Origin of the sequence: Streptomyces lavendofoliae (assembly GCF_014649735.1) — a bacterium.
Classification (GTDB): Bacteria; Actinomycetota; Actinomycetes; order Streptomycetales; family Streptomycetaceae; genus Streptomyces; species Streptomyces lavendofoliae.
Genome location: NZ_BMTP01000008.1, coordinates 209,633 through 236,620 on the forward strand (window position 1 = coordinate 209,633; position 26,988 = coordinate 236,620).

At 73.1% G+C, this 26,988-nt stretch carries 19 protein-coding genes; 10 read left to right on the plus strand and 9 right to left on the minus strand.

Going from position 1 to position 26,988, the window contains the following annotated elements:
• Positions 1–57: 57 nt before the first annotated feature.
• The 5 genes from gcvT to bla all read left to right on the plus strand — a co-directional run bounded on the left by gcvT (position 58) and on the right by bla (position 5,502).
• Positions 58–1,173: a glycine cleavage system aminomethyltransferase GcvT gene (gcvT, locus tag IE109_RS17355; protein ID WP_189551788.1), complete on the plus strand. Its 1,116-nt coding sequence runs from the start codon at positions 58–60 to the stop codon at positions 1,171–1,173.
• Between the two features lie 67 nt (positions 1,174–1,240).
• Entirely contained in the window at positions 1,241–1,618 is a 378-nt protein-coding gene (gene gcvH, locus IE109_RS17360; RefSeq protein WP_189551789.1) for a glycine cleavage system protein GcvH, read from the plus strand.
• Positions 1,619–1,630: 12 nt separating this feature from the next.
• The gene (gene glyA / locus IE109_RS17365; RefSeq protein WP_189551790.1) at positions 1,631–2,890 is read left to right on the plus strand and encodes a serine hydroxymethyltransferase; all 1,260 of its coding nucleotides are present in this window, start codon (positions 1,631–1,633) and stop codon (positions 2,888–2,890) included.
• Between the two features lie 197 nt (positions 2,891–3,087).
• The gene (locus IE109_RS17370; protein ID WP_189551791.1) at positions 3,088–4,473 is read left to right on the plus strand and encodes an L-serine ammonia-lyase; all 1,386 of its coding nucleotides are present in this window, start codon (positions 3,088–3,090) and stop codon (positions 4,471–4,473) included.
• 63 nt (positions 4,474–4,536) lie between these two features.
• Positions 4,537–5,502: a class A beta-lactamase gene (gene bla, locus IE109_RS17375; RefSeq protein ID WP_189551792.1), complete on the plus strand. Its 966-nt coding sequence runs from the start codon at positions 4,537–4,539 to the stop codon at positions 5,500–5,502.
• Here bla and IE109_RS17380 read toward each other — a convergent pair.
• The 6 genes from IE109_RS17380 to IE109_RS17405 form a co-directional block, all read right to left on the minus strand.
• Positions 5,495–6,436, minus strand: coding sequence for a CopD family protein (locus IE109_RS17380; RefSeq protein WP_229891160.1), 942 nt, complete (start codon positions 6,434–6,436; stop codon positions 5,495–5,497). The two genes, bla and IE109_RS17380, sit on opposite strands and share 8 nt — an antisense overlap.
• Positions 6,433–6,648, minus strand: a complete 216-nt coding sequence (locus tag IE109_RS17385) for an EF-hand domain-containing protein (RefSeq protein ID WP_189551793.1) — start codon at positions 6,646–6,648, stop codon at positions 6,433–6,435. The genes IE109_RS17380 and IE109_RS17385 overlap by 4 nt, the downstream gene beginning before the upstream one ends.
• Positions 6,649–7,110: 462 nt before the next feature.
• Positions 7,111–7,614, minus strand: coding sequence for an ATP-binding protein (locus IE109_RS17390; protein WP_229891162.1), 504 nt, complete (start codon positions 7,612–7,614; stop codon positions 7,111–7,113).
• Between the two features lie 252 nt (positions 7,615–7,866).
• Positions 7,867–8,634 carry an enoyl-CoA hydratase/isomerase family protein gene (locus IE109_RS17395; RefSeq protein ID WP_189551794.1) on the minus strand — a complete coding sequence of 256 codons (768 nt, stop codon included), beginning with the start codon at positions 8,632–8,634 and terminating at the stop codon, positions 7,867–7,869.
• A 117-nt stretch (positions 8,635–8,751) separates the two neighbouring features.
• Complete coding sequence (locus tag IE109_RS17400; protein WP_189551795.1) at positions 8,752–10,005, minus strand: L,D-transpeptidase; 1,254 nt, start codon at positions 10,003–10,005, stop codon at positions 8,752–8,754.
• Positions 10,006–10,252: 247 nt separating this feature from the next.
• Positions 10,253–11,488 (minus strand): L,D-transpeptidase, encoded by a 1,236-nt coding sequence (locus IE109_RS17405; protein ID WP_229891164.1) that lies wholly within the window; start codon positions 11,486–11,488, stop codon positions 10,253–10,255.
• Positions 11,489–11,793: 305 nt separating this feature from the next.
• On the opposite strand from IE109_RS17405, the gene glgX reads away from it, so the two are divergent.
• From glgX to IE109_RS17430, 5 genes are all read left to right on the plus strand, one after another.
• Positions 11,794–14,070, plus strand: coding sequence for a glycogen debranching protein GlgX (gene glgX, locus IE109_RS17410; RefSeq protein ID WP_229891166.1), 2,277 nt, complete (start codon positions 11,794–11,796; stop codon positions 14,068–14,070).
• 93 nt (positions 14,071–14,163) lie between these two features.
• Entirely contained in the window at positions 14,164–15,975 is a 1,812-nt protein-coding gene (locus IE109_RS17415) for an ABC transporter ATP-binding protein (protein ID WP_189551797.1), read from the plus strand.
• Positions 15,933–18,173, plus strand: a complete 2,241-nt coding sequence (locus IE109_RS17420) for an ABC transporter ATP-binding protein (RefSeq protein WP_229891168.1) — start codon at positions 15,933–15,935, stop codon at positions 18,171–18,173. The genes IE109_RS17415 and IE109_RS17420 overlap by 43 nt, the downstream gene beginning before the upstream one ends.
• 159 nt (positions 18,174–18,332) lie before the next feature.
• A complete protein-coding gene (locus IE109_RS17425) occupies positions 18,333–18,950 on the plus strand; it encodes a flavodoxin family protein (protein WP_189551798.1) in 618 nt (205 codons plus the stop codon).
• A gap of 549 nt (positions 18,951–19,499) precedes the next feature.
• Positions 19,500–21,527, plus strand: a complete 2,028-nt coding sequence (locus tag IE109_RS17430) for a M4 family metallopeptidase (RefSeq protein ID WP_189551799.1) — start codon at positions 19,500–19,502, stop codon at positions 21,525–21,527.
• Between the two features lie 285 nt (positions 21,528–21,812).
• On the opposite strand, the gene glgP is transcribed toward IE109_RS17430, so the two are convergent.
• From glgP to IE109_RS17445, 3 genes are all read right to left on the minus strand, one after another.
• Positions 21,813–24,440, minus strand: coding sequence for an alpha-glucan family phosphorylase (glgP, locus tag IE109_RS17435; RefSeq protein WP_189551800.1), 2,628 nt, complete (start codon positions 24,438–24,440; stop codon positions 21,813–21,815).
• Between the two features lie 124 nt (positions 24,441–24,564).
• Positions 24,565–25,845: a flavin-dependent oxidoreductase gene (locus IE109_RS17440; RefSeq protein ID WP_189551801.1), complete on the minus strand. Its 1,281-nt coding sequence runs from the start codon at positions 25,843–25,845 to the stop codon at positions 24,565–24,567.
• An 11-nt stretch (positions 25,846–25,856) separates the two neighbouring features.
• Entirely contained in the window at positions 25,857–26,978 is a 1,122-nt protein-coding gene (locus tag IE109_RS17445; protein WP_189551802.1) for a monodechloroaminopyrrolnitrin synthase PrnB family protein, read from the minus strand.
• Positions 26,979–26,988: the final 10 nt, after the last annotated feature.

The window sequence follows — 26,988 nt, forward strand, 5'->3', positions numbered from 1 at the left end:
AGATGGGGAGGACCGTCTTCGAGCCATGCCCGTCCTGGGACCTGGGAGCCACATCACATGAGCACTGCCCCCCGCCTGACCGCCCTCGATGCCGCGCATCGCGCGCTGGGCGCGACCATGACCGACTTCGCGGGCTGGGACATGCCGCTGCGGTACGGGAGCGAGCGCGACGAGCACAACGCCGTCCGCACCGGCGCCGGACTGTTCGACCTCTCCCACATGGGTGAGATCACCGTCACCGGGCCGCAGGCCGCGGACTTCCTGGACTTCGCGCTCGTCGGCAACATCGGCAGCGTCGGTGTCGGGCGCGCCCGCTACACGATGATCTGCCGCGAGGACGGCGGCATCCTCGACGACCTGATCGTGTACCGGCTCCAGGAGCGGGAGTACATGGTCGTCGCCAACGCCTCCAACGCGCAGGTCGTCCTGGACGCGCTCACCGCCCGCGCCGCCGGTTTCGACGCCGCCGTACGGGACGACCGCGACGCGTACGCGCTGCTCGCCGTCCAGGGCCCGCAGTCCCCCGCCATCCTGAAGTCGCTCACCGACGCCGACCTGGACGGGCTGAAGTACTACGCGGGCCTGCCGGGCACCGTCGCGGGCGTGCCCGCGCTGATCGCCCGCACGGGCTACACGGGCGAGGACGGCTTCGAGCTGTTCGTGGAGCCGCGGTACGCGGAGAAGCTGTGGCGGGCGCTGCTGGAGGCGGGCGCCCCGGTGGGGCTGATCCCGTGCGGGCTGTCGTGCCGCGACACGCTGCGCCTGGAGGCGGGCATGCCGCTGTACGGGCACGAGCTGACGACGTCCCTGACCCCGTTCGACGCGGGTCTGGGCCGGGTGGTCAAGTTCGAGAAGGAGGGCGACTTCGTAGGCCGCGAGGCGCTGACGGAGGCCGCCGAGCGGGCCCGGACCGCGCCGCCCCGCAAGCTCGTGGGCCTGGTCGCCGAGGGGCGCCGGGTCCCGCGCGCCGGCATGTCCGTGGTCGCCGGGGGCGAGGTGATCGGCGAGATCACCTCCGGCGCCCCGTCGCCGACGCTGGGCAAGCCGATCGCCATGGCCTACGTGGACGCGGCGCACGCCGAGCCGGGTGCCGAAGGGGTCGGCGTCGACATCCGCGGTACCCATGAGCCGTACGAGGTCGTGGCGCTGCCCTTCTACAAGCGCCGGAAGTGACCGCCCGCACCACGCCCACCACTCCCCCGTTCACCAGCACTCCCCCGCGTACAGGAGAATTCCAGTCATGAGCAACCCCCAGCAGCTGCGCTACAGCAAGGAGCACGAGTGGCTGTCGGACGCCGAGGACGGCGTCTCGACGGTCGGCATCACGGAACACGCGGCGAACGCCCTCGGCGACGTCGTGTACGTCCAGCTCCCCGCGGTCGGCGACACGGTGACCGCGGGCGAGACCTGTGGTGAGCTGGAGTCGACCAAGTCCGTCAGCGACCTGTACTCCCCGGTGACGGGCGAGGTCGTCGAGGCGAACCAGGACGTCGTCGACGACCCGTCGCTGGTGAACACCGCCCCGTTCGAGGGCGGCTGGCTGTTCAAGGTACGCGTCACGGACGAGCCGAAGGACCTGCTCTCCGCCGACGAGTACACCGAGTTCTCCGGCAGCTAAGGACCCTCCCCGATGTCGCTTCTGAACACCCCTCTCCACGAGCTGGACCCGGACGTCGCCGCCGCCGTCGACGCCGAGCTCCACCGTCAGCAGTCCACCCTCGAGATGATCGCCTCGGAGAACTTCGCTCCGGTCGCGGTCATGGAGGCCCAGGGCTCCGTCCTGACCAACAAGTACGCCGAGGGCTATCCCGGCCGCCGGTACTACGGCGGCTGCGAGCACGTCGACGTCGTCGAGCAGATCGCGATCGACCGCATCAAGGCGCTCTTCGGCGCCGAGCACGCCAACGTCCAGCCGCACTCGGGCGCCCAGGCCAACGCCGCCGCGATGTTCGCGCTGCTGAAGCCGGGCGACACGATCATGGGTCTGAACCTCGCCCACGGCGGGCACCTGACCCACGGCATGAAGATCAACTTCTCCGGCAAGCTCTACAACGTCGTCGCGTACCACGTCGACGACGCGACCGGTCAGGTCGACATGGCCGAGGTCGAGCGGCTGGCCAAGGAGTCCAGGCCGAAGCTGATCGTGGCCGGCTGGTCCGCCTACCCCCGTCAGCTGGACTTCGCCGCCTTCCGCCGCATCGCGGACGAGGTCGGCGCCTACCTGATGGTCGACATGGCCCACTTCGCGGGTCTGGTCGCCGCCGGTCTGCACCCCAACCCGGTGCCGCACGCCCACGTGGTCACCACCACGACCCACAAGACGCTGGGCGGCCCGCGCGGCGGTGTCATCCTGTCGACGGCCGAGCTCGCGAAGAAGATCAACTCCGCGGTCTTCCCCGGCCAGCAGGGCGGCCCGCTGGAGCACGTGATCGCCGCCAAGGCGGTCTCGTTCAAGGTCGCGGCGAGCGAGGAGTTCAAGGAGCGCCAGCAGCGCACCCTGGACGGCGCCCGCATCCTGGCCGAGCGCCTGGTCCAGCCGGACGTCACCGAGCACGGCGTGTCGGTCCTCACCGGCGGCACCGACGTGCACCTGGTCCTGGTCGACCTGCGCAACAGCGAGCTGGACGGCCAGCAGGCCGAGGACCGGCTCCACGAGGTCGGCATCACCGTCAACCGCAACGCGATCCCGAACGACCCGCGGCCCCCGATGGTCACCTCTGGCCTGCGGATCGGCACGCCGGCCCTGGCCACCCGCGGGTTCCAGGCCGAGGACTTCACCGAGGTCGCCGACATCATCGCCGAGGCGCTGAAGCCGTCCTACGACGCGGACGCGCTCAAGGCCCGGGTCTCGGCGCTCGCCGCGAAGCACCCGCTTTACCCTGGTCTGTAGCCCTTACGGCGTTACGTACGTAACAGACTGATCTGCGGGGCACCGCGCACACTGGACAGTGGGTGCGGTGCCCCGTGTCTTGCCCCCGCCGTTCCCGTACCACCCCCCGTCCCGAACCACCCCGCCCTCCCCGCCCCACCCCGTTGTTCCTGCACCACCCCGGCAGACAGCGACGTCTTCCCACCAAGGAGTCCCCCGTGGCCATCTCGGTCTTCGACCTGTTCTCGATCGGCATCGGCCCGTCCAGCTCCCACACGGTCGGCCCCATGCGCGCCGCCCGGATGTTCGCGCGCCGGCTGAAGAACGAGGGCCTGCTGGCCCCCACCGCCTCGATACGGGCCGAGCTCTACGGCTCCCTGGGCGCGACCGGCCACGGCCACGGCACCCCCAAGGCCGTCATCCTCGGCCTGGAGGGGGACTCGCCCCGCTCGGTCGACGTCGAGACCGCCGACGCCAGGGTCGAACGGATCAAGGCGGACCGGCGCATCAACCTGCTCGGCGCGCACGAGATCGGCTTCGACTTCGACGAGGACCTGGTCCTGCACCGCCGCAAGGCCCTGCCGTACCACGCCAACGGTATGACCCTGTGGGCGTACGACGCCGACGGCGCCACCCTGCTGGAGAAGACGTACTACTCGGTCGGCGGCGGGTTCGTGGTGGACGAGACCGTGCTCTCCCAGGAGGGGGCGGCGGGCGAGAACCCCATCGTCCCCGACGACACCGTGCTGAAGTACCCCTTCCGCACCGGTGACGAGCTGCTGCGCCTCACCCGCGAGACCGGTCTGTCGATCTCCGCGCTGATGCTGGAGAACGAGAAGGCGTGGCGCACGGAGGAGGAGATCCGCCAGGGCCTGCTCGACATCTGGCGCGTCATGCAGGCGTGCGTGGAGCGCGGCATGTCCCGCGAGGGCATCCTGCCGGGCGGCCTCAAGGTCCGCCGCCGTGCCGCGAACACCGCGCGCAAGCTGCGCACCGAGGGTGACCCGCTGGCCCTCTCCATGGAGTGGATCACGCTCTACGCCATGGCGGTCAACGAGGAGAACGCCGCCGGCGGCCGGGTCGTCACCGCCCCGACCAACGGCGCCGCAGGCATCATTCCGGCGGTCCTGCACTACTACATGAACTTCGTGCCGGGCGCCGACGAGGAGGGCGTGGTCCGCTTCCTGCTGGCCGCGGGCGCGATCGGCATGCTCTTCAAGGAGAACGCCTCCATCTCCGGTGCCGAGGTCGGCTGCCAGGGCGAGGTCGGCTCGGCCTGCTCGATGGCGGCGGGCGCGCTCGCCGAGGTGCTCGGCGGCAGCCCGGAGCAGGTCGAGAACGCCGCCGAGATCGGCATGGAGCACAACCTGGGCCTGACCTGCGACCCGGTGGGCGGCCTGGTGCAGATCCCGTGCATCGAGCGCAACGGCATGGCGGCGGTCAAGGCGGTCACCGCGGCGCGCATGGCCATGCGCGGCGACGGCAGCCACAAGGTCTCCCTGGACAAGGTGATCAAGACCATGAAGGAGACGGGCGCCGACATGAGCGTGAAGTACAAGGAGACCGCGCGCGGCGGTCTGGCGGTCAACATCATCGAGTGCTGACACGCCGCTGACACACCGCCGGAACGTTTTCTTCCGGTGCCCCGCCCGTGATGGGCTCGGCCCATGACGGACAACGAGACGGTACGGACCTCACGGGGCGGGGCCGGCCGCCGCGCCCTGCTGACCGCCGCGGCCGGCGCCGCCGCGCTGCTCACGACCGGTGCGGCCGGCGCCTTCGCCGCGCCCCCTCCCGCCGCCGCCCCGCCTGCCGGGCGGCCCGGTGCCGGCGCGGCCCGGCGGGCGGCGGCCGAGGGGCGGCTGCGGGCGCTGGAGCGGCGGCACGGGGCCCGGCTGGGCGCGGTCGCCCGCAACACGGTGACCGGCGCGACGGTGCTGTACCGGGCGGACGAGCGCTTCCCGCTGTGCTCGACGTTCAAGACCCTCGCGGTGGCGGCGGTGCTCCGGGACCTCGACCGGCACGGCGAGGTGCTCGCCAAGCGCATCCGCTACACCGCGGCCGACCTCGTGCCGAACTCCAAGAAGTGCGAGGAGAACCTGGCCACCGGCATGACCGTGGCCGAGCTGTGCGACGCGACCATCCGCTTCAGCGACAACACGGCCGCGAACCTGCTCCTGCGCGAACTGGGCGGTCCCGGTGCCGTCACCCGGTTCTGCCGCTCCCTCGGGGACGGCACCACCCGGCTCGACCGCTGGGAGCCCGAGCTGAACACCTGCGAGCCGTGGCGCGTGGAGGACACCACCACGCCCGCCGCCCTCTCGGACACCTACGAGAAGCTGGTGCTGGGCACCGCGCTGCACCGTGCCGACCGCGCGCGGCTGACCGGCTGGCTGCTGGGCAACACCACCAGCACGCACCGGTTCCGCGCGGGGCTGCCCGCCGACTGGCGCCTGGCCGACAAGACGGGCGGCGGGGCGTACGGGACGAACAACGACGCCGGTGTCGCCTGGACGCCCGACGGCACCCCGGTGGTCCTCGCCGTGCTGACGACCAAGCCCCTGCCGGAAGCGGCCGCGGACGACCTCCTGGTGGCCCGGGCGGCCTCGGTGCTGGCCGCAGCGGTCACCTGAGCAGCGCCGGGCGCAGGCTCACCCAGTGCGGGTCGGGCACCACGGTGAGCACCGCCGACACCGCGACGACCCCCGCCAGCACCGCCAGCTCGGCGCGGGCGGGGGTCACCGCGTCCCCGCCCCGGCGCAGCCCGCGACGGGCGGCCACGGCCAGCGCGCTCACCACCGCGAGCAGCGCCAGCTTGGCGATCAGCACCCTGCCGTACGCCGTCGTCAGCACCACGTCGGCCGGGAGGCGGCGCAGCGTGGAGCACGTGCCGGTGACGGCGAGCGCGACGTACAGCCACCCGGCGAGCCGGGCGTACCGGGCCAGCGCCTCCCGTCCACCGCCGCGCAGCCGCGTCGCGCGCAGCACGTACAGCAGTCCGCCCGCCCACAGCGAGGCGGCCGTCAGGTGGACCACGGTGAGGGCGGCCCCCAGCTCGGGGGTGTACGGCTCGGGATGCGCCCGCAGCGCCTCCGCGCCCACCACCAGCGCGAGCGGACCGGCCGCCCACCCGGGGCGCCCGAGCGCCACGCACCCGGCGGCCAGGGCGAAGGCGTTGGCCATGGCCAGCAGCAGCCCGCCGTCCCTCGTGCCGTAGGCGGCGGTGATGTCCAGGCCGCTGACCCCGGCCAGCAGCACGATCTGCCCGGCCGACGCGGCGGCCCCGCCGAGGGCGGCCCACAGGGCCCAGGGGCGGGGCGCGCGGCCGGGTCCGGCGATCCGGGCACCGGCGAGTTCGCCGAGGTGCACGGCGAGAGCGGCGAAGACGGCCGCGCGCAGCACGGTGGTGGTGCCGGGCGCGGGGACGTGGAGCTCGCCGGTGCCACGTGCGGCCAGGCTCGCGCCGAACACCGTGACGACCGCTCCCGCGAGGGCGCCGGCGGCGCGCGCGTTACGCGTACGGCGCCGCCCGGTGGCCCGGACGGCGCCGTTGCTCCGTGTGGTCACGCCTTGTTCAGGTGCGCCCAGAACTCGTCGAAGGTGAGCAGCCCGTCACCGTTGCCGTCCTGCGCGTTGATCACGGCCTGGGCAACGGTCTCCGTGACGTTGAAGTCGCCCAGCTGCGCCATGACGCTCTTGTACTCGGCCGCCGTGATGAGCCCGTCCCCGTTCACGTCGTACCGCTCGAACGCCTTGCGCGCCGTCTCGATGTCCGCCACTGGTCCACCCCTTCTTGGTGCATAACTGACGGCGGTCAGATTATCGGGAGGGGCGGTGCGCCGGATCCGGGGGCCTGGGAGGGCGACGCCGCCGGGGAAGGCCACCTCCTCCTGGTCGGCGTCGCGGCGGCGGGACGGACGGCGAGGTGTGCCGTGAGGCCGTCGGCAGCGTCCGTGGTGATCAATGATTCACCCATGTGATCCCATATTTATTCATGGTTTATGAGGTCCGTGGCTCATCTCACCTACGATTCATTTTCCACTTGGGACACTTTTTCACCTTTGACGCGGTTTGGTCTTTTGGCGGCTTGGCCCCCATCTGCCATAGTCGGAGACACACGACCCCCATTGACCCGGGCCAGGTCGTTCCAGCGGCCGTGGATACACCCCCTTCGTCCACGGCGACGCTCTCCATGGAAGCCCCCGGCGCGCCCCATCACGGCGCGAGGGGGCTTCCGCGCGTCAGCGGTCGGAGACCCGCATCTCGAACCAGGTGGTCTTGCCGCGCGGCATGAGGTCGACGCCCCAGCGGTCGGAGAGCTTGTCCACCAGGAACAGTCCCCGGCCGCTGGTGTCCAGCTCGCGCACCGGCATCAGGCAGGGCAGCCCCCGGGACGGGTCGCACACCTCGATCCGGATCCAGCCCCGGCGGCGCAGCATGCGCAGGCCGAAGACCCGCGCCCCGGTGTGCCGGACGGCATTGCCGACGAGTTCGGAGACGAGCAGGACCGCGTGCTCCGCGATCTGCGGGCCGAGCCCCCACTGGCGGAGCACCACGCACTGGGTGAGCCGGCGGGCGGTGGCAGCGGACTCGGGGCGCGACGGCAGCCGCACCTCCTCCTCCGTGGGGTTGCCGAACAGTTCGAGCGCTTTGAGCGCCTGTTCGTCCTCCGCGGCGGGTACCCACCGCGCGGCGGTAGCGCCGCCGCGCTGCCCTGGTTGCTCCACACCTTCCAGCCCCGCCATGCCCACCATGATGGCCGCCCGGCGGCTGCCGCGTGGCCGTTCCCGAGGAATCGGTGCCCCGGCGGGACCGGGCCACGGGGCACCGTTCGGCATATGACGCTGGCACAAAGGAGACGGGAAAGCCGGGCTGACCTGCGACGACACCGGCCGCGCGGCAGCGGGAGGCACCCGGGTGCACCCGGGCGCACCCCATGCTCACGCTGCGTAGAAGCCCACCTCAAACCACCCGCACGGCTGACAACTCCGCGCCGACTACAGGAACTTGGCCTTGCCCGGCCCCTCCTCGACGAAGCTGCGCATGCCGCGCTCCCGGTCCTCGGTGGCGAACAGCCCCGCGAACCAGTTGCGTTCGATGGTCAGGCCCGTGTCGATGTCGGTCTCCAGGCCGGCGTCGACGGACTCCTTGGCCGCACGCAGCGCCAGCGCCGGGCCCTGGGCCAGCTTCGCGGCCCAGGCGTGCGCCTGCTCGTACACCTCGGCCGCCGGGACGACCCGGTCGACGAGCCCGATCGCGAGGGCCTCGTCGGCCCGCACATGGCGGCCCGTGAAGATGAGGTCCTTGGCCTTGGACGGGCCGACGAGGCGGGCGAGGCGCTGCGTGCCTCCCGCGCCGGGGATCAGGCCCAGCAGGATCTCGGGCTGGCCGAGCTTCGCGTTGTCGCCGGCGATCCGGAAGTCGGCGCACAGGGCCAGCTCGCAGCCGCCGCCCAGCGCGTACCCGGTGACGGCCGCGACGACGGGCTTGGGGATGCGGGCCACGGCGGTGAACGAGTCCTGGAGGGCCTTGGAGCGCAGCACCATGGCCGCGTGGTCCATCGCCTGCATCTCCTTGATGTCCGCGCCGGCCGCGAACACCTTCTCGCCGCCGTACAGCACCACGGCACGGACGTCGTCGCGGCGGGCCGCCTCCTCGGCGAGCTCGCGCAGCCGGTCCTGGGTGGCGATGTCCAGAGCGTTCATCGGCGGGCGGTCCAGGCGGAGGGTGCCGACGCCTTCGGAGACTTCGAGAGTGACTGTCATGCAGGGCAGGTTAGCCGTGGGGGGTTCGGGGGTCTCCCCCGGGAGAGCGCGGCACGACAACGGGCCCGGTGCTGTGAGCGAACAGCGCCGGGCCCGCGCGTCGGGGACCTCCGGGTCCTAGGCGATCCACTCCGACCAGGCCATGTTCCAGCCGTTGAGGCCGTTGTCCGGCTGGATCTGCTTGTCCTTGGAGTTCTTCACGACCACCACGTCGCCGATGATCGAGTTGTTGTAGAACCAGGCCGCCGGGGTGGCGTCGTCGTACGCGCCCCGCACGTCCCGCAGACCGACGCAGCCGTGGCTGACGTTGGCCGATCCGAAGGTGTCGCCGGAGGCCCAGTAGTTGCCGTGCACGAAGGTGCCGGAGGTGGACAGGCGCATCGCGTGCGGGACGTCCTTGATGTCGTACTCGCCGCCGAAGCCCACGGTGGCGCCGTTCATCCGGGTCACCTTGTACTTCTCGCTGATGACCATCTGGCCGTTGTACGTCGTCGTGGACGGCGCGCCGGCGGTGATCGGGACCGTCTTGATCAGCTTGCCGTCGCGGACGACCTTCATGGTCTTCTCGCTCGCGTCGACCGTCGAGACCTGGCTGCGGCCGATGGTGAACCGCACCGTCTTGGACTGCTTGCCGTAGACGCCCGGACGGCCCTCGACGCCGTCCAGGTTCAGCCGCACGGTCACCTTGGTGCCCGCGGCCCAGTACTTCTCGGGACGGAAGTCCAGGCGGTCGTTGCCGAACCAGTGGCCCTCGATCGGCACGGACGGCTCGGCCGTCACCTTGACGGCCTTCTCCACGGCCTCCGGGTTGGTGATGCCGCGCGTGAAGTTGATGGACACCGGCATGCCGACGCCGACCGTCGAGCCGTCCTCCGGCGTGTAGTGGCCGATGAAGGTGTTCTTCGGCACCAGGGTGGTGAAGGTGGTGTCCTTCGCCGACTCGCGTCCGTCGGCGTCCTTGGCGACCGCGTGCACCTTGTACTGGGTGGCGGCGGCCAGGTGGCGTACCGGCTCCCAGCTGGTGCCGTCGGCGGCGAGCCTGCCCTCGATCCGATTGCCCTTGGAGTCGGCGACCGTGACCGTGGCCAGCTTGCCCTTCTCGGCGGTGACCTTCAGGGCGCCGCTCGTCGCGACCGACGTGGCGCCGTCCTTGGGCGCGACGGTCACGACCGCCTGTGAGGCCGCGTTCCCGGCCTGCCCGCCGCTCTTCGCCTTCTCCGGGCCGTTGCCGCTGTCGGCGGACCCCGACCCCCCGCATGCCGTCACCAGCAGCAGCAGCGCCCCCAGCAACAGGGCCAGCCATCCCCTGCCGGCCCCGGATCCGCTGCCGCCCGCCCCGGCCGATGCCCCCGATATCGGCTGCACGTTCACTTCGGTGTTCTCCCCTCGCACGGCCTGGCCCCGCCACGGCCCGCACCCCCGCACGCCCCACTCGCGCGTGCACCGCGATAGATAATCACACCGCAGGCGGCTCGGAGCGCCCCCGGATGTCACCGTTCAGTCCCAACTGGGCCAGGACCGGGCGGGGGCGTGGCGGGAGCGGCGGGAGGAGACGGTGGTCACCGCGAGGGCGGGGCGGGGCCGCCGGGGGCGGGACGGGGCTCGCAGCGGGGCGGGCTCACCGCAGGGCGGAACCGGCCTTCCAGCGGGTCCAGTCCATGTTCCAGCCGCCCAGGCCGTTGTCGGGGGACACCTTGCGGTCGGTCGAGTTGACCACCTCCACGACGTCCCCGATCAGCGTCCGGTCGAAGAACCAGCCCGCCGGGGAGCCGGCGCTGCCGCCCTTCACGTCGCGCAGCCCCACGCACCCGTGGCTCACGTTGGCCGTGCCGAACGTGGACGCCGGTGCCCAGTAGTTGCCGTGCAGGAACGTCCCCGAGTCGGTCAGCCGCATGGCGTGCGGGACGTCCTTGATGTCGTACTCGCCCTTGCCGCTCTTGTCCTTGAAGCCCACCGTGGCGCCGTTCATCCGGGTGACGTCGAACAGCTCCGTCACCACCATCTTCCCGTTGTACGTGGTGGTCTTCGGCGCTCCCGCCGTGATCGGCACCGTGGTGAGGAGCCGGCCGTCGCGCCGCACCTCCATGGTGTGCTCCTCGGCGTCCACCAGGGAGACCTGGGAACGGCCGACCGTGAACCCGACGTCCTTGTGCTGGATCCCGTACACCCCCGGCGCCCCCTCCACGTCGCGCAGCCGCAGGCCGACGGTGACCTCGGTGCCCGGGCTCCAGTACGCGCGCGGCCGGAAGTCCAGGCGCTCCTTGCCGAACCAGTGGCCCACCACCTCCACCGGCGGCCGGGAGGTGACCCGGATGGCCCGCTCGACGGCCGCCCGGTTCTCGATGGGCCGGTTGAAGGAGAAGGAGACGATCATGCCGGTGCCGACGGTGGAGCGGTTCTCCGGCTTGAAGTAGCCGATGAACCGGTGCTCGGGGACCACGGTGGTGAACGTGGTGTGCCGGGCGGAGCGCCGCCCGTGGGCGTCCAGCGCGACCGCGTCCACGCTGTACTTCGCGGCGAGCGCGAGCCGCACACCCGGTGCCGGGCGCCAGCGCAGCCCGTCCTCCGAGATCGCGCCCGGTACCCGGGCCGGCTGCGCGTCCTCGACCTTCGTCACCCTGACCCGCTCCAGGCGCCCGCTGGGGACGCGCACCTCCACCCGGTCGCCCGGGGCCACCCCCTTGGCACCGTCCCGGGGCATCACCCGGATGGTGTCCTCCGGCGACCGGCCCTTGCCGCCCATGCCGAAGTCCACACCAGCGCCACCGGTGCACCCGGCCAACCCCGCCATCAACCCCGCGCATGCCACGGCAGCGGCGATGCCGAGCCCTGCCCGCTTCAGTACGTGTCTCACGATGCGACCAACGACCGCGCCCCTCCGGGGGAAACGTGGGCGCGGGTCATGTTGGGAGGCGGGCAGTCCGGGAAGAACAGGTGGAGGACCGTGTGCGGGGCCGCGGCAGGGACGCCGCGGCCTCGTGGCGAGTGAGCCGAGGGGGCGCGGGCGTGCCGGCGGGGAGAACGCGAGATCGTGACGTACCGGGGTCCCCCGGCCGCGAGGCCGGGAGGAGACCGGGGCACGATCGACCGCCGGCACGGCACCGGGCGCCCCGGAGGTGAACCGAGCCACCACGAATGGGAGCCGCAGGAGGCCGGCAGGTGTCGAGCGCAGCCGAGCAGCAGGCAGTGCAGCGTGCGGTGGGTGACGCACTGCTGGACGGGAGGCCCGCCCCCGCCGGGGCGCTCCGTCGTGGGCCCGGCGGGCTCCCCCGGGACCCCGCCACGCCCGTCCCACCGGTGTGGCCGGGCGCGCCCACACCGCTCGGTGCCCGGTTCAGGGCGGGGCCGGGCGGGGCGGCGGGGACGAACTTCGCACTCTGGGCGGGCGGGGCGGAGGCGGTGGAGCTGTGCCTCTTCGACGAGGGCGGCGCCGAGACCCGGCTGCCGCTGACCGAGCTGACCCACGAGATCTGGCACGGCTTCGTGCCGGGCGTACGGCCGGGCCAGCGGTACGGCTACCGGGTGCACGGCCGCTGGGACCCCTGGACGGGCGCCCGGTGGAACGCGGCGAAGCTGCTCCTCGACCCCTACGCGCGGGCGGTCGACGGCGACTTCTCGCTGCCGCCCGAGGTGTACGGCCATGTGCGGGACTGGCCCGAGCAGCACGTCGCCGACACCGTCCGGGACACCCGCGACTCGGCCCCGTACGTCCCGAAGGGGGTCGTCGTCCACGACGACGACGACTGGTCCGACGACCGGCGGCCCAAGACCCCGTGGGCGGACTCGGTCATCTACGAGGTCCATGTTCGCGGGTTCACCCGGCGCCACCCGGGCATCCCCGAGGAGCTGCGCGGCACCTACGCGGGGCTCGCGCACCCCGCGGCGATCGAGCACCTGGTGTCGCTCGGGGTGACGGCGGTCGAACTGCTCCCGGTGCACCAGTTCGCGCACGAGGACCACCTGCTGCGGCGCGGGCTGAAGAACCACTGGGGCTACAACTCCATCGGCTACTTCGCGCCGCACGCCGCGTACAGCGCGTCGGGCACCGCCGGGCAGCAGGTCGGCGAGTTCAAGCGCATGGTGAAGGCGCTGCACGCGGCCGGCATCGAGGTGATCCTCGACGTCGTCTACAACCACACGGCCGAGGCGAGCGAGCTGGGCCCCATGCTGTCGCTGCGCGGCATCGACAACCGCGGCTACTACCGGCTGGCCGCCGACGCCCGCAGGTACGCCGACTACACGGGCTGCGGCAACACCCTGCACGTCGTCCAGCCGCACGTGCTGCGGCTGATCACCGACTCGCTGCGTTACTGGGTCACGGAGATGGGCGTCGACGGATTCCGCTTCGACCTGGCGGCGGCGCTCGCCCGCTCGATGCACGACGTCGACATGCTGTCGCCGTTCCTCGCGACGATCGCCCAGGACCCCGTGCTGCGGCGGGTGAAGCTGATCGCCGAACCGTGGGACGTCGGCGACGGCGGCTACCAGGTGGGCGCGTTCCCGCCGCTGTGGACCGAGTGGAACGACCGCTACCGGGACGCCGTCCGGGACTTCTGGCGCGGCGCCCTGCCGGACGTGCGCGACCTCGGGTACCGGCTGTCCGGGTCCAGCGACCTGTACGCGTGGGGCGGCCGGCGCCCGTACGCCTCCGTCAACTTCGTCACCGCGCACGACGGCTTCACGCTGCGCGACCTGGTGTCGTACGAGCACAAGCACAACGAGGCGAACGGGGAGGGCAACCGGGACGGCACGAACGACAACCGGTCCTGGAACTGCGGCGCCGAGGGCGAGACGGACGACCCGGCGGTGAACGCCCTGCGGCGGCGCCAGGTGCGCAACCTGCTCACCACGCTGCTCCTGTCGACGGGCGTGCCGATGCTGGTGGCGGGCGACGAGATGGGTCGCACCCAGGGCGGCAACAACAACGCCTACTGCCAGGACAACGAGGTCGGCTGGGTCGACTGGTCGCTGCCGGAGCGCCCCGGCCCCCGGGGGCTGCTGGAGCTGACCTCGCGGCTGCTGGCGCTGCGCCACGCCCACCCGGTGCTGCGCCGCCGGGCCTTCTTCTCGGGCCGGCCGCAGGGCGTGGACGGGCTGCGGGACCTGGCGTGGTTCACGGCGGCCGGGGCGGAGATGACGGAGGGCGACTGGTACGCCCGGACCGCGACGATCGGGATGTACCTGTCCGGGCGGGACATCCCGGGCCGGGACGCGCGCGGTGAGCCCGTCACGGACGACAGCTTCCTCGCGGTCCTCCACGCGGGGGCCGAGCCGGTGGACTTCCGCCTGCCCGGGCCGCCGTGGGCAGGCGCGTACGAGCTGGTCGTGGACACCGCGCGGGAGGACCAGTCCGCCGCGCCGGGCACGGTCCACCCGGGCGGAGAGGTGCTGACGGTGCCGGCGCGGTCGGTGCTGCTGCTGAGGGTGCGGGACTGACCGGGGGGCGGCCTCGCGCGCGGGTGGGGCCGCCGTCGAGCGGCGGAAAAAGCACGTGAGCGATGTCAGTGCCGAACCGTAGGCTCGCTCCTGATGCCGAAAAAGGATGCAGCGACCAGGGATCGTTCCACCGTGCGCGCACTGCTGCGGCTGTGGCCGTACGTGCGTCCGGTGCGCGCGCGTGTCGGGACGGCGGCGGTCGTGGCCGTCGTGGCGTCCTGTCTGAGCCTGGTCATCCCGCTCGTACTGAAGTGGATCGTGGACGGGCCGGTGGCCGGGCGGGAGCCCGCCGGGGTGTGGTTCGGGGCGCTGGTGGTGCTGGCGCTGGGGATCGCCGAGGCGGCGCTGTTCGGGCTGCGGCGGTGGCTGGTGGCCCGGCCGCTGGCGGGTGTGGAGGCCGCGATGCGCGCGGACCTGTACCGGCACCTGCAACGGCTGCCGATCGCGTTCCACGACCGGTGGCCGTCGGGGCAGTTGCTGTCGCGGGCGACGACGGACCTGTCGTTGATACGGATGTTCCTGGCGTTCCCGATGACGTTCCTGTTCGTCAACGGTGTGACGGTGGTGGTGGGCTGCGGCGTGCTGCTGGCGCAGGACTGGACGCTTGGGCTGGTGCTGCTGGTGCCGGTGGTGCCCCTGATCGTGGTCTGCTCCGTGTTCGAGACGCACTACTCACTGGTCGCCCGGCGCGCTCAGGACCAGGTGGGCGACCTGACGACGGTGGTCGAGGAGAGCGTGCTCGGCATCCGGATCGTCAAGGGCTTCGGCCGCCACCGCAGCCAGGCGGAGGCGTTCGGCGCCCTGGCCGAGCGGCTGCGCGGCACGGAGCTGGGCAAGGCACGGCTGCTGGCGGGCATCTGGGCGGTCATCACCGTCGTACCGGAACTGGCCATCGGGGTGGCCCTGGTACTGGGCACCGTCCAGGTCGCGGACGGCGCGCTGTCCGCCGGGACGCTGGTGGCGTTCCTGTCGACGGCGCTGGCGCTGCGGTGGCCGGTCGAGTCGATCGGGTTCCTGCTGGCGATGAGCCAGGAGGCGGCGACGTCGGTGGAGCGGTTCTTCGAGGTGATGGACGAGGCGGAGGAGGACGACGCGGAGCGGGACGGTGACGTCGACGGGGACCGCCCGGTGCCGGTGGCGTCGCCGCCGTCCGGCGGGCTGCGCTTCGAGGGAGTGACGTTCCGCTATCCGGACGCGCCGCAGGACGCGCCTCCGGTGCTGGACGGGGTCGATCTGGTGATCCGGCCCGGCGAGACCATGGCGCTGGTCGGGGCCACCGGTTCGGGCAAGACGACGCTGACGGCGCTGGTGCCGCGGCTGCACGAGGTGACGGCCGGGCGGATCCTGCTGGACGGGGTCGACGTGGCGGCCATGCCCCGGGAGCGGCTGCGGGAGCTGGTGTCCGTGGCGTTCGAGGAGCCCACGCTGTTCTCGGCGAGCGTCGGGGAGAACGTGCTGATGGGCGCCGGACCCGGCGGCGCGGGCGAGCCCGAGCTGCGGCGCGCCCTGGAGGTGGCGCAGGCGGGGTTCGTGCGGCACCTGCCCCAGGGGGACGCGACGCAGGTCGGCGAGCAGGGTCTGAGCCTGTCGGGCGGTCAGCGCCAGCGCCTGGCCCTGGCGCGGGCGGTGGTGGGCCGCCCGCGGTTCCTGGTGCTGGACGACCCGCTGTCGGCGCTGGACGTCCACACCGAGGCGCTGGTCGAGGCGGCGCTGCGGCACGTTCTGCGGGACACGACCGCGCTGGTGGTGGCCCACCGCCCGTCCACGGTGATGCTGGCCGACCGCGTGGCCCTCCTGTCGGCGGGGCGCGTGACGGCGGTCGGCACCCACCAGGAACTGCTGCGGGACAGCGCGGAGTACGCATGGCTCATGTCGGGAGCCGGAACGACGGGTGGTACGCGATGACGGACACGGCGGGCAGGACGCCCCCGGCATCCCCGGCGGGTTCCCCGCCCGGCGGGAAGCCCGGGCAGCACGGCGACCCCGAGGACGGGCGGCCGCCCGTCGCGCAGGCCCCGCCCCCGGTCCCGCCCGCCGCTCCGGCCCGGGCCGAGGCGCCGGCGGTGGCCGAGGCGCCGGCGGTGGCCGAGGCGCCGGCGGTGGCCGGGGCGCCGAGCCCGGACGAGAGGCCGGCGGTCGCCGAGGAACCGGCGGTGGTCGATGCGGGCTGGGCTCCGGTGGCGGGCGGTACGCGGGCGTCGGACGGGGCCTCCGCACCGGGCGGGACGCCTGGTACGGACGGCGCCCCAGGGCCGGGCGATACGCCGGTGGCGGGCGGGACTCCGGGCGCGGGCGGGGGTGCCGGTGGGGCGGACGCCTTCGACCGGGACGACCTGCCGGTGGCGGAGGGCGCCACGGGACGGCTGCTGCGCTCTCTGCTGGCGCCCCGGCGGGGGCGCGTCGTGCTGGCCGCGCTGTTGCTGCTGCTCCAGCAGGCCGCCGTACAGGCCGGGCCGCTGCTCGTGGCGTACGCCATCGACCGGGCCGTGCCCGCGCTCCGGGGCGGGGACCACGGGCCGCTGGTCGCCGTGGCCGCGGGGTACGGCGTGTGCGCGGCGGGCGCCGGACTCTTCCAGTACGCGTTCATCCGCGCCTCCGCCCGCGTGAACCAGGACGTCCTGCTCGATCTGCGCGGGCGGATCTTCCGGCACGCGCAGGCGCTGAGCATCGACTTCCACGAGCGGTACACCTCCGGCCGGCTGATCTCGCGCTCCACCACCGACGTCGAGTCGCTGCGCGAACTGCTCGGCGAGGGGCTCCAGGAGCTGATCGGCGTCCTGCTGTCCTTCGCCTTCATCTCCGTGCTCCTGCTCTGGCTGGACCTGGGCATCGGCGCGGTGGCGCTGGCCTCCTTCCTCCCCCTGCACCTGCTCGTACGGGTCTACCGGCGGCGCGCGGCCGTCGCGTTCAGCGCGCGGTCGACGGCCATCGCCGCCGTCATCGTGAAGTTCGCGGAGACGATGAACGGCATCCGCCCCGTGCGGGCGTTCCGGCGCGAGCGGACCAACGACGCGGACTTCCGCGCGCTCAACCACCGCCACGAGCGCCGCAACGGCGACGCGATACTGGAGATGGCCCGCTACGTCATCGGCTCCCGGCTGGTGGCGAACACGGCGGTCGCCGCCATGGTGCTGTGGGGCGCCTACCGGGTCGCGTCCGGGACGCTCGCGCTCGGGGTGCTGGCGGCGGCCGTGCTCTACATGCGCCGGCTGTACGACCCGATCGACCGGCTGGCGATGTTTCTCAACTCGTACCAGTCGGCGGCCGCCTCGCTGGAGAAGATCGCCGGACTGCTGGCCCAGACCCCGGCGGTCCCCGAGCCCGCCGCGCCCCGCACCCTGCCGCCGACCCGCTCGGGGACGCCCGGCCGGGAGATCGTCTTCGAGGGCGTCCGCTTCGGGTACCGCACGGGCGGCGAGGTGCTGCCGCGCTTCGACCTGACCATCCCGGCGGGGCAGACCGTCGCGGTGGTCGGCTCGACGGGCGCGGGCAAGTCGACGCTCGCCAAGCTGCTCGCCCGCTTCTACGACCCGTCCGCCGGCCGGGTCCTGCTCGACGGTGTCGACCTGCGGGACCTGTCCGTACCGGAGTTGCGGCGCGGGGTGGTGATGGTGACGCAGGAGGCGTTCCTGTTCTCCGGGACGGTCGCGGAGAACATCGCGATCGGTCGGCCGGACGCCACGCGCGCGGAGATCGAGCAGGCCGCCAAGGCCATCGGCGCCCATGACTTCATCACGGGGCTCCCGGACGGCTACGACACCGACGTACGCAAACGGGGCGGCCGGATCTCGGCGGGCCAGCGCCAGCTGGTCGCCTTCGCGCGGGCACTGCTGGCCGACCCGTCGGTGCTGATCCTCGACGAGGCGACCAGTTCCCTGGACGTCCCGGGCGAGCGGGCCGTGCAGCGTGCCATGGACACGGTGCTGGAGGGCCGCACGGCGGTGATCGTCGCGCACCGCCTGTCGACGGTCGAGATCGCGGACCGGGTGCTGGTGATGGAGGGCGGCCGGATCGTGGAGGACGGCCCGCCCGCGGAACTCGTCGGTGGCGGGGGGCGCTTCGCGGGTCTCCACCGGGCGTGGCGGGAGAGCCTTGTGGGCTGAGTGGCCCCCTCGGGGCGCGCCCGGGCACCGGCCAACGAGAGACCGGAATATGCATACGCATCAAGGCGGTTGGAGGAGGTGACCCCATCGACGACCCGGGGTGACCGGCCGGCGCCCCGGGGCGCTCGCGGGCCTCCGGGTCCCGGAGCCGGAGCTGATATGACCACCGAAACGGCCAGCGCCACCGACCGCTCGTTCCTCTTCGTCCTCGGCAGCTCCCGCGCCGACGGCAACACCGAGATCCTCGCCCGGACCGCGGCGGCACAGCTGCCCGCCGGGATACCGCAGCGCTGGGTGGACCTCAACACCCTGCCCCTGCCCGACTTCCAGGACGGGCGGCACGACACCGGCGACTGGCCCTCCGACGAGACCGAGGAGGAGCTGCGGCGGGCCACCCTGGAGGCCACCGACATCGTCCTCGCCTCGCCGCTGTACTGGTACACCGTCTCCGCGCAGACCAAGCGCTACCTCGACTACTGGTCCGGGTGGCTGTCGGCGCCCGGCTCGGACTTCAAGGAGCGGATGGCGGGCCGGACGCTGTGGGGCGTGACGGTCATGGCGGACCGCGACGAGTCCGTGACCGGCGGGCTGGTGACGACCCTCAACAACTCGGCGGCGTACCTGGGGATGCGCTTCGGCGGAGTGCTGTTCGGCAACGGGTCCCGGCCGGGCCAGGTGCGCGACGACGAGCGGGCGATGGTCCGCGCGAAGACCTTCTTCCAGGCCGAGCCCCCGCTCGCCCTGTTCCCGTACGAGGAGGGGGCCCGGCAGCGGTAGCCGGGCGCTCGCGGCGCGACGGGAGCCGCGGGTACGACGGGAGCCGCCGGCAGCGGACGGCCGCCGGGCCGGTGCGCCACGGTCGCCGGTGCGCCCGGCCGCCGGTGCGCGCGGTCGCCGGTGCGCGCGGTCGCCGGGCCGTGGGGGGCCGCGCGAGGGTGGCCGGAAGCACGCCCGGCGGCGGGGTGCCCGTGGAGGATGGCGCGGCATACGCGCGCAACACCGCGTTCACGATGGCAAGTCGCCCGCCCGGCCCCGACGGACCAGTCGTCCGGGGGCGGGACGGGGCGCCGCACCGCTTCGCGGTGCGCACCGTGAAACGTCCGGTTAACGAACACGGCTTTTCGGGCAACGGACGAGTTCCGGCCAATCTGTTGACGCGCTCCTGACAGGGGCCCGCCGTCGGCGCCACTCTTACCCCGTTCTCCGCACCACATGTTCGACACGGGTTCTCGTGTTCGGTCCTTACGTGTTCCGCGCTTGTTCAGGACGCTCCGCCCGGCCGGCCCACCCAGCCGCCCGGTAACCCCCCTCGCAAAAGGAGTCTGCGTGAGATCCACGCCAAGCCGTCGCGCCACCGCGACCGGTGCCCTGATCGCCGCCGCCGCCATGCTCACCGTGGGTGTGCAGTCCGGCGCCGCAACCGCCGCCGACACTCCCGCGGCTCCCAAGGCCCAGGCGGCCGGCAAGGCCGACCCCGGCTCCCTGCCCGCCGACCTCTCCCCCGCGCAGCGCACCGCGCTGATACGCGCGGCCGACGCCGGCAAGGCCGAGACGGCCAAGGAACTCGGCCTCGGCGCCCAGGAGAAGCTCGCCGTCCGTGACGTCGTGCAGGACCGCGACGGCACCACCCACACCCGGTACGAGCGGACCTACGCCGGGCTCCCGGTGCTCGGCGGCGACCTGGTCGTCACCGAGACCAGGGCCGGACGGACCGAGGCGGTCAGCAAGGCCTCCCGCGCGGCGCTCAAGGGCGTGGACACCACCGCGGAGATCACCCCCGCCGCCGCCGAGAAGCAGGCCGTCGGCGCGGCCCGGGCCGAGGGCTCCAAGGCCACCGACTCCGAGCGCGCCCCGCGCAAGGTGGTCTGGCTCGCCCAGGGCAAGCCGGTCCTCGCGTACGAGACGGTCGTCGGCGGTCTCCAGCACGACGGCACCCCGAACGAGCTGCACGTGGTCACCGACGCCTCCACGGGCGCCAAGCTGTACGAGTGGCAGGCCGTCCACAACGGCACCGGCAACACCCAGTACAGCGGCCAGGTCACCCTCGGCACCGCGCCCTCGTACACGCTGACCGACACCGGCCGCGGCAACCACAAGACGTACAACCTCAACGGCGGCACCTCCGGCACCGGGACGCTGTTCTCCGGGCCGGACGACGTCTGGGGCGACGGCACCCCGCAGAACAAGGAGACCGCGGGCGCCGACGCACACTACGGCGCCGCGCTCACCTGGGACTACTACAAGAACGTCCACGGCCGCTCCGGCATCAAGGGCGACGGCGTCGGCGCGTACTCCCGCGTCCACTACGGCAACGCGTACGTCAACGCCTTCTGGACCGACAGCTGCTTCTGCATGACGTACGGCGACGGCGCGGGCAACACCAAGCCGCTCACGTCCATCGACGTCGCGGCCCACGAGATGACGCACGGCATCACCTCCGCGACCGCCAAGCTGGTCTACAGCGGCGAGTCGGGCGGCCTGAACGAGGCCACCTCCGACATCTTCGCGGCCGCCGTGGAGTTCCACGCCAACAACGCCGCCGACAAGGGCGACTACCTGGTCGGCGAGAAGATCGACATCCGCGGGAACGGCACCCCGCTGCGCTACATGGACAAGCCGAGCAAGGACGGCTCGTCGAAGGACGCCTGGTACTCCGGTATCGGCGGCATCGACGTGCACTACTCCTCCGGCCCGGCGAACCACTGGTTCTACCTGCTCTCCGAGGGCAGCGGCACCAAGTCCATCAACGGCGTGAACTACGACTCGCCGACCTCCGACGGCCTGCCCGTCACCGGCATCGGCCGCGACAAGGCCGCGCTGATCTGGTACAAGGCGCTCACCACCAAGTTCACCTCGACGACCAACTACGCCGGCGCCCGCACGGGCACCGTCGCGGTCGCCACCGAGCTGTACGGCGCCGGCAGCGCCGAGGTGAAGGCCGTCGAGCACGCCTGGGCCGGTGTCAACGTCGGTTCCCGCCCCGGTGGCGGCGACCCCGGCACGGGCAAGGTCTTCGAGAACACCGCCGACGTCGCCATCCCGGACAACGGTGCCGCCGTCACCTCCGCCGTCGACGTCACCAATGTCGCCGGCAACGCCCCCTCCACCCTCAAGGTGGACGTGGACATCGTCCACACCTGGCGCGGTGACCTGGTCGTCGACCTCGTCGCCCCGGACGGCTCGGTCTACAACCTGAAGCCGTTCAGCTCGTCCGACTCGGCCGACAACGTCAAGGCCACCTACACGGTCAACGCCTCCAGCGAGGTCGCCAACGGCAACTGGAAGCTCCGTGTCCAGGACAAGGCCGCGCAGGACACCGGCTACATCAACGGCTTCAAGCTGACCTTCCCGTAACCCGGGACGCTCGGTGAGCGGCTGACGCACCGCCCGGTGGCACCCCGTGTGCCGCCGGGCGGTCGTGCGTGCGGCGCAGCGGTGGCGGCGACGGCGGCGCGCCCGCCGCCCGCCCCCGGCACCCGGATCCGTCTCCTCCCCACGGTGGAACCACCCCGCACCGGACGGCCGGGCGGGGATCGGTCCCGCGGACGATGCCCGGCCGGACGCCCGGACGGCAGGCTGAGCGGCGCGCGGCCCGCCGCCCCCCACGAGGGGAGGGGGCGACGGGCCGCGCCGCGCCGGTCAGCGCATCAGGACACCCGCGCCCTCACCGGTCGCCTCCGTGGGCACCGCGACCAGTCCGAGGTCGGCGCCCGCCGCCAGCAGGCGGTGCGTCGGCAGTATCCGGACCGTGTACCCGAACGGGCCCGTCCGGTCGAGGGTGAGCGGCCCTTCGTAGACCCAGCGCCCCTGCTGGTCCGGTCCCCCCGCCGGCTTCAGCGGCACCGTCTGGGCGTCCCGGAGCCGGTCGTCGTTGTCGACCCGGCCCGCGACCGCCTGCACCTCGACGTCCTCCGGCTGGAGGTCACCGAGGGCGACCCGGACCCGCAGCGCCAGGGTCGAACCCAGCTCCGCGACGCCGCTGGCCTCGTCCACCTCGACGTGGTCGACCGCCACGCGCGGCCACGCGGCACGCACCCTGGTCTTCCAGACGGCCAGTTCCCGGGCCGCGTCGGTGGTGAGCGACCGGTGGGCTAGGGCGGCCGGGGCGTACAGCCGCTCCACGTACTCCCGCACCATCCGCCCCGCCAGCACCTTCGGGCCCAGGTTGGCCAGCGTGCGGCGGACCATCTCGACCCACCGCTCGGGCAGCCCGCTCGCGCCACGGTCGTAGAAGCGGGGTGCGACGCGCTTCTCGATCAGCTCGTAGAGCGCGTTCGCCTCCAGATCGTCGCGCCGGTCCTCGTCCAGGGTCGGGCCGTCGGCGGTCGGGATGGCCCAGCCGAAGTCCGGCTCGTACCACTCGTCCCACCAGCCGTCCAGGACGGACAGGTTGAGGCAGCCGTTGAGGGCCGCCTTCATGCCGGACGTGCCGCAGGCCTCCAGCGGGCGCAGCGGGTTGTTCAGCCACACGTCGCAGCCCGGGTAGAGCTTCTGCGCCATGCCCATGCCGTAGTCGGGCAGGAACACGATGCGGTGGCGTACGCGCGGGTCGTCGGCGAACCGCACCAGCTCCCGCACCAGCCGCTTGCCGCCGTCGTCCGCCGGGTGGGCCTTGCCCGCCACGACGATCTGCACCGGCCGCTCCGGGTGCAGCAGCATCTCCGTCAGCCGGTCCCGGTCCCGCAGCATCAGCGTCAGCCGCTTGTACGAGGGGACCCGGCGGGCGAAGCCGATGGTCAGGATGTCGGGGTCCAGGACGCCGTCGATCCAGCCCAGCTCGGCGGAGCCGGCGCCCCGCTGCCGCCAGGAGGCGCGCAGCCGGGTCCGCACCTCCGTCACCAGCTGGTCGCGCAGCTCGCGCCGCAGGTCCCAGATCTCGGAGTCGGCGATCTCGCCGACGGCGTCCCACCGCTGGGAGCCGCCGACGCTCAGGGCCTCCTCGGCACGCTGGACGCCGATCCTGCGCGCCCCGAGCCGGAACACCTCGGGCGCCACCCAGGTCGGGGCGTGGACGCCGTTGGTGATGGAGGTGATCGGCACCTCGTCGGCGTCGAACCCGGGCCACAGGCCGGCGAACATCCCGCGGCTGACGGCGCCGTGCAGGGTGGACACGCCGTTGGCGCGCTGGGCGAGGCGCAGCCCCATGACCGCCATGTTGAAGAGGTTGGGCTCGCCGCCGGGGTAGGTCTCCATGCCGAGCTGGAGCACGCGCTCGACGTCGACGCCGGGCAGCTCCGCCCCGTCGCCGAAGTGGCGGGCGACGAGCTCGCGGTCGAACCGGTCGATGCCGGCCGGGACGGGCGTGTGGGTGGTGAAGACCGTGCCCGCCCGGACGGCCTCCAGGGCGGCGTCGAACTCGACGCCCTCCTCGCTCAGTTCCCGGATGCGCTCCAGGCCGAGGAATCCGGCGTGCCCCTCGTTGGTGTGGAACACCTCGGGCGCGGCGTGGCCGGTGAGCTCGCAGTACGCGCGTACCGCCCGGACACCTCCTATCCCCAGCAGCATCTCCTGGAGGAGCCGGTGCTCGCTGCCGCCGCCGTAGAGGCGGTCGGTGACGTCCCGCTCGGAGGGGCCGTTCTCCTCGACGTCCGAGTCGAGCATCAGCAGCGGTACGCGGCCGACCTGCGCCACCCAGATGTGGGCGTGCAGGCAGCGGCCGGCCGGCAGGGCGAGGGAGACCCGGACGGGGGTGCCGTCCGTGCGCCGCAGCAGGCTGACGGGCATCTCGTTGGGGTCCAGGAGCGGGTAGTGCTCCTGCTGCCAGCCGTCCCGGGAGAGCGACTGGCGGAAGTAGCCGTGGCGGTACAGCAGGCCGACGCCGATGAGCGGCACGCCGAGGTCGGAGGCGGCCTTCAGGTGGTCGCCGGCGAGGATGCCGAGGCCGCCGGAGTACTGGGGCAGGGCGGCGGTGACGCCGAATTCGGGCGAGAAGTAGGCGACGGCGGCGGGCAGGTCGCCGTCCGGCAGGGAGTGGTTCTGGTACCAGCGGCGGCCGCGCAGGTAGTCGTCGAGGTCGTCGGCGGCGGCCGACAGGCGGCGCAGGAAGCGCCGGTCCCGGGCGAGCTCGGCGAGCCGGGTCCCGGACACGGAGCCCAGCAGCCGGACGGGATCGCAGCCGGCCGCCCGCCACCCCTCGGGGTCGACGGCCTGGAACAGTTCACGGGTCTCGGCGTGCCAGGACCAGCGCAGGTTGCGCGCGAGGTCGCTGAGCGGCCGGAGCGGGTCGGGGAGGACGGGGCGCACGGTGAATCGACGGATTGCCTTCACGTGTTCCACCTTCGCAGGGCAGGTACGTATCGGGGCGGACGCACCACGGTGTGCGTCCGCCTTCACTCTTCGACGTTATCGGCACGCCGCCCTCCGCAACCACGGCGCACTCAGGGGGGCGCGTTCACGGCGCGTTCACCGCGACCTCGTACGGGGAGCCCGCGTTGACGGTCTCCGGGTCGAACGCGCCGGTCGCGGCGTACCGTGCGGCGATTTCGCGCCTTTCTGCCGGCGGGATCACGTCGTCGATGTCGGTGAAGCCGCCGGGGGCGCGCTGGTGGGCCAGATTGATGACGACTTCCGGACCGAGGCGCCGGTTGGCCCGCTGAAGCTCCGTCATGGCGGGGCGGCGCTCCGCCTCGTAGGCGGCGAGGGCGTCGGCCCGGTCGGGGTGGCGGGCCATGGCGTGGGCGAGGGCCCGGCCGTCGACGATCGACTGGGTGGCGCCGTTGGAGCCGATGGGGTACATGGCGTGGGCGGCGTCGCCGATCAGGGTGGTGCGACCGTGGCTCCAGCGCGGCAGGGGGTCGCGGTCGACCATGGGGTACTCGTAGGCGGCGTCGGCGGCGCGCAGGACCTCGGGGACGCTGACCCCGTCGAACTCCCAGCCCTCGAAGTGGTGGAGGAAGTCCGTCACGGGTACGGCCCGGTTCCAGTCCCCGCGGGCGGCGGGGGCGATGCTGTCGGCGGGCATCGCCAGCGCCCAGTTCACGAGGACGTCCCCGGAGGGGCGCTCGGCCATCGGGTACACGACCGCCTTGTGCCGGTCGTCGCCCGCGATGAGCATGAACGTTCCCGCCCGGCCGGGGTCCATCCGGGAGACGCCGCGCCATACCAGCATCCCGTTCCAGGGCGGCTCGCCCTCGCGCGGGTTCAGGGCGGCGCGGACCGCGGAGCGGATGCCGTCGGCGCCGATCAGTACGTCCGGCTCCAGCGACGCCCGTCCGCCCGTGGCGCCCTCGCGGTGAGTGAGGCTCAGCCGGGGGCGGCCGTCCGGGCGCTGCTCCACGCCCGTCACCCGGACGCCGGTGACGATCGCGGAGGGGCCGAGCCGGCGGCGTACCGCGTCGGCGAGGACGCGCTGGAGCGTGCCGCGGTGGACCGACAGCTGGGGCCAGTGGTACCCGGCGCGCAGCCCGCGCGGCTCGCGGGAGATCAGTGCGCCGGAGCGGTGGTAGTAGCGCAGTTCGCGGGTGCGGACGGCGTCGGCCTCCAGTTCGTCGAGCAGTCCGAGCGCGTCGAGCTCGCGGACGGCGTTGGGCATGAGGTTCAGCCCGGCGCCCAGCGGGCGGATCGCGGGGGCGGCCTCCACGACGGTGACGCGGGCGAACCCGGCGGCGTGCAGGGCGAGCGCGCAGGTCAGCCCGGCGACGCCGCCGCCGGCGATGAGGACGTGCGGGGTCATCGCCGCCCCCCTCACGCGGCGGTGGGGCGCGGCCGCTGCGTGGCCTGGCGCACCAGCGTCTCGTTGTCCCGGGTCAGGTCGAGCACCGAGCGCAGCAGCGCGACGGGCGCGCCGCCGCTGCCCTCGTCGTACAGGCGCAGGTCGTCGCTGTAGGCCTTGCGGGCGATGCCGATGTGGCGGGCGCGGAACGTCTTGAGGATGCGCAGCACCCGTGCCAGCGAGTGGGCGGAGGCGACGAGCTCGGGCGGCAGCCGGTGGACGGTCTCCCAGCTCAGCGCGGCGGACAGTTTGCTCACGGCGGAGACGCCGCCCCGGTGTGCGGCGTGGAAGGCCCGCCACGACGGGAGGCTGTACTCGACGGACTCGGCGAGGAAGGCGTCGTAGCCGGGGTGGGGGCGGTCGCACTGCCAGACCGTCAGGTCCACCAGCCAGAGCGGCACCTGGGCGGCGGCCGGTCCGAGGTAGGAGTGGCCGGCGACGTCGATCTCCTCGAAGTAGGGGCGCAGGGTGCGGGCGAAGTAGGACGGCGAGACGTTGTCGATGGTGAAGTCGATGGAGTCCACCATCGCCTGGACGTGCTGTGCGGTGCGGTCCAGGGCGAGGGCGAAACCCGGGTCGTACGGTTCGAGGCGGGCCAGCTGGCCGCAGGTGTCCAGGGCGGCCACCAGGCTGGGGAAGACCATCCTGACGGCTTCCTGGAGGTGGGCCTCCATCTCGTGTCCGGTGTACATCCGCTGCCGGCGGCCGAGCGGGTTCCAGGTGGTGTAGTGGTGCACGGTGTCCCGGGGCACCATGTCGGTGCGCCGGGCCAGTTCCTCCAGTACGGGGAGGACCTCGGGGACGGCGGCGACCGGCTGGGCGCCGTGCCGTTTGAGGGAGCCGAGCAGCATGCCGAGGTCCCGCATGGCGGCGAGCGCCTCGATGACGCACCACTCGGCGACCCGGTCGAGGTCGGGTACGAGGGCGCGCAGGGCGACGGTGAGCGCGGGCACGTCGGCGTCGCGGTTCATCGCGGGGAGCGCGGCGAGCAGCGCGTCGGCGCCGAGCGGGTCGGCGTCACGTATCTCGGTGATGCGGTAGCGCGGTTCCGCGCAGGTATCCAGACACGGCGCGACAAGGTCGTACAGGGTCAACGGGATGCCC

Coding starts and splice junctions, on each gene's coding strand:
- gcvT (WP_189551788.1), top strand. CDS start 58: ATGAGCACTGCCCCCCGCCTGACCGCCCTCGATGCCGCGCATCGCGCG.
- gcvH (WP_189551789.1), top strand. CDS start 1,241: ATGAGCAACCCCCAGCAGCTGCGCTACAGCAAGGAGCACGAGTGGCTG.
- glyA (WP_189551790.1), top strand. CDS start 1,631: ATGTCGCTTCTGAACACCCCTCTCCACGAGCTGGACCCGGACGTCGCC.
- bla (WP_189551792.1), top strand. CDS start 4,537: ATGACGGACAACGAGACGGTACGGACCTCACGGGGCGGGGCCGGCCGC.
- IE109_RS17390 (WP_229891162.1), bottom strand. CDS start 7,614: ATGGCGGGGCTGGAAGGTGTGGAGCAACCAGGGCAGCGCGGCGGCGCT.
- IE109_RS17395 (WP_189551794.1), bottom strand. CDS start 8,634: ATGACAGTCACTCTCGAAGTCTCCGAAGGCGTCGGCACCCTCCGCCTG.
- IE109_RS17415 (WP_189551797.1), top strand. CDS start 14,164: ATGCCGAAAAAGGATGCAGCGACCAGGGATCGTTCCACCGTGCGCGCA.
- IE109_RS17420 (WP_229891168.1), top strand. CDS start 15,933: ATGGCTCATGTCGGGAGCCGGAACGACGGGTGGTACGCGATGACGGAC.
- IE109_RS17425 (WP_189551798.1), top strand. CDS start 18,333: ATGACCACCGAAACGGCCAGCGCCACCGACCGCTCGTTCCTCTTCGTC.
- IE109_RS17440 (WP_189551801.1), bottom strand. CDS start 25,845: ATGACCCCGCACGTCCTCATCGCCGGCGGCGGCGTCGCCGGGCTGACC.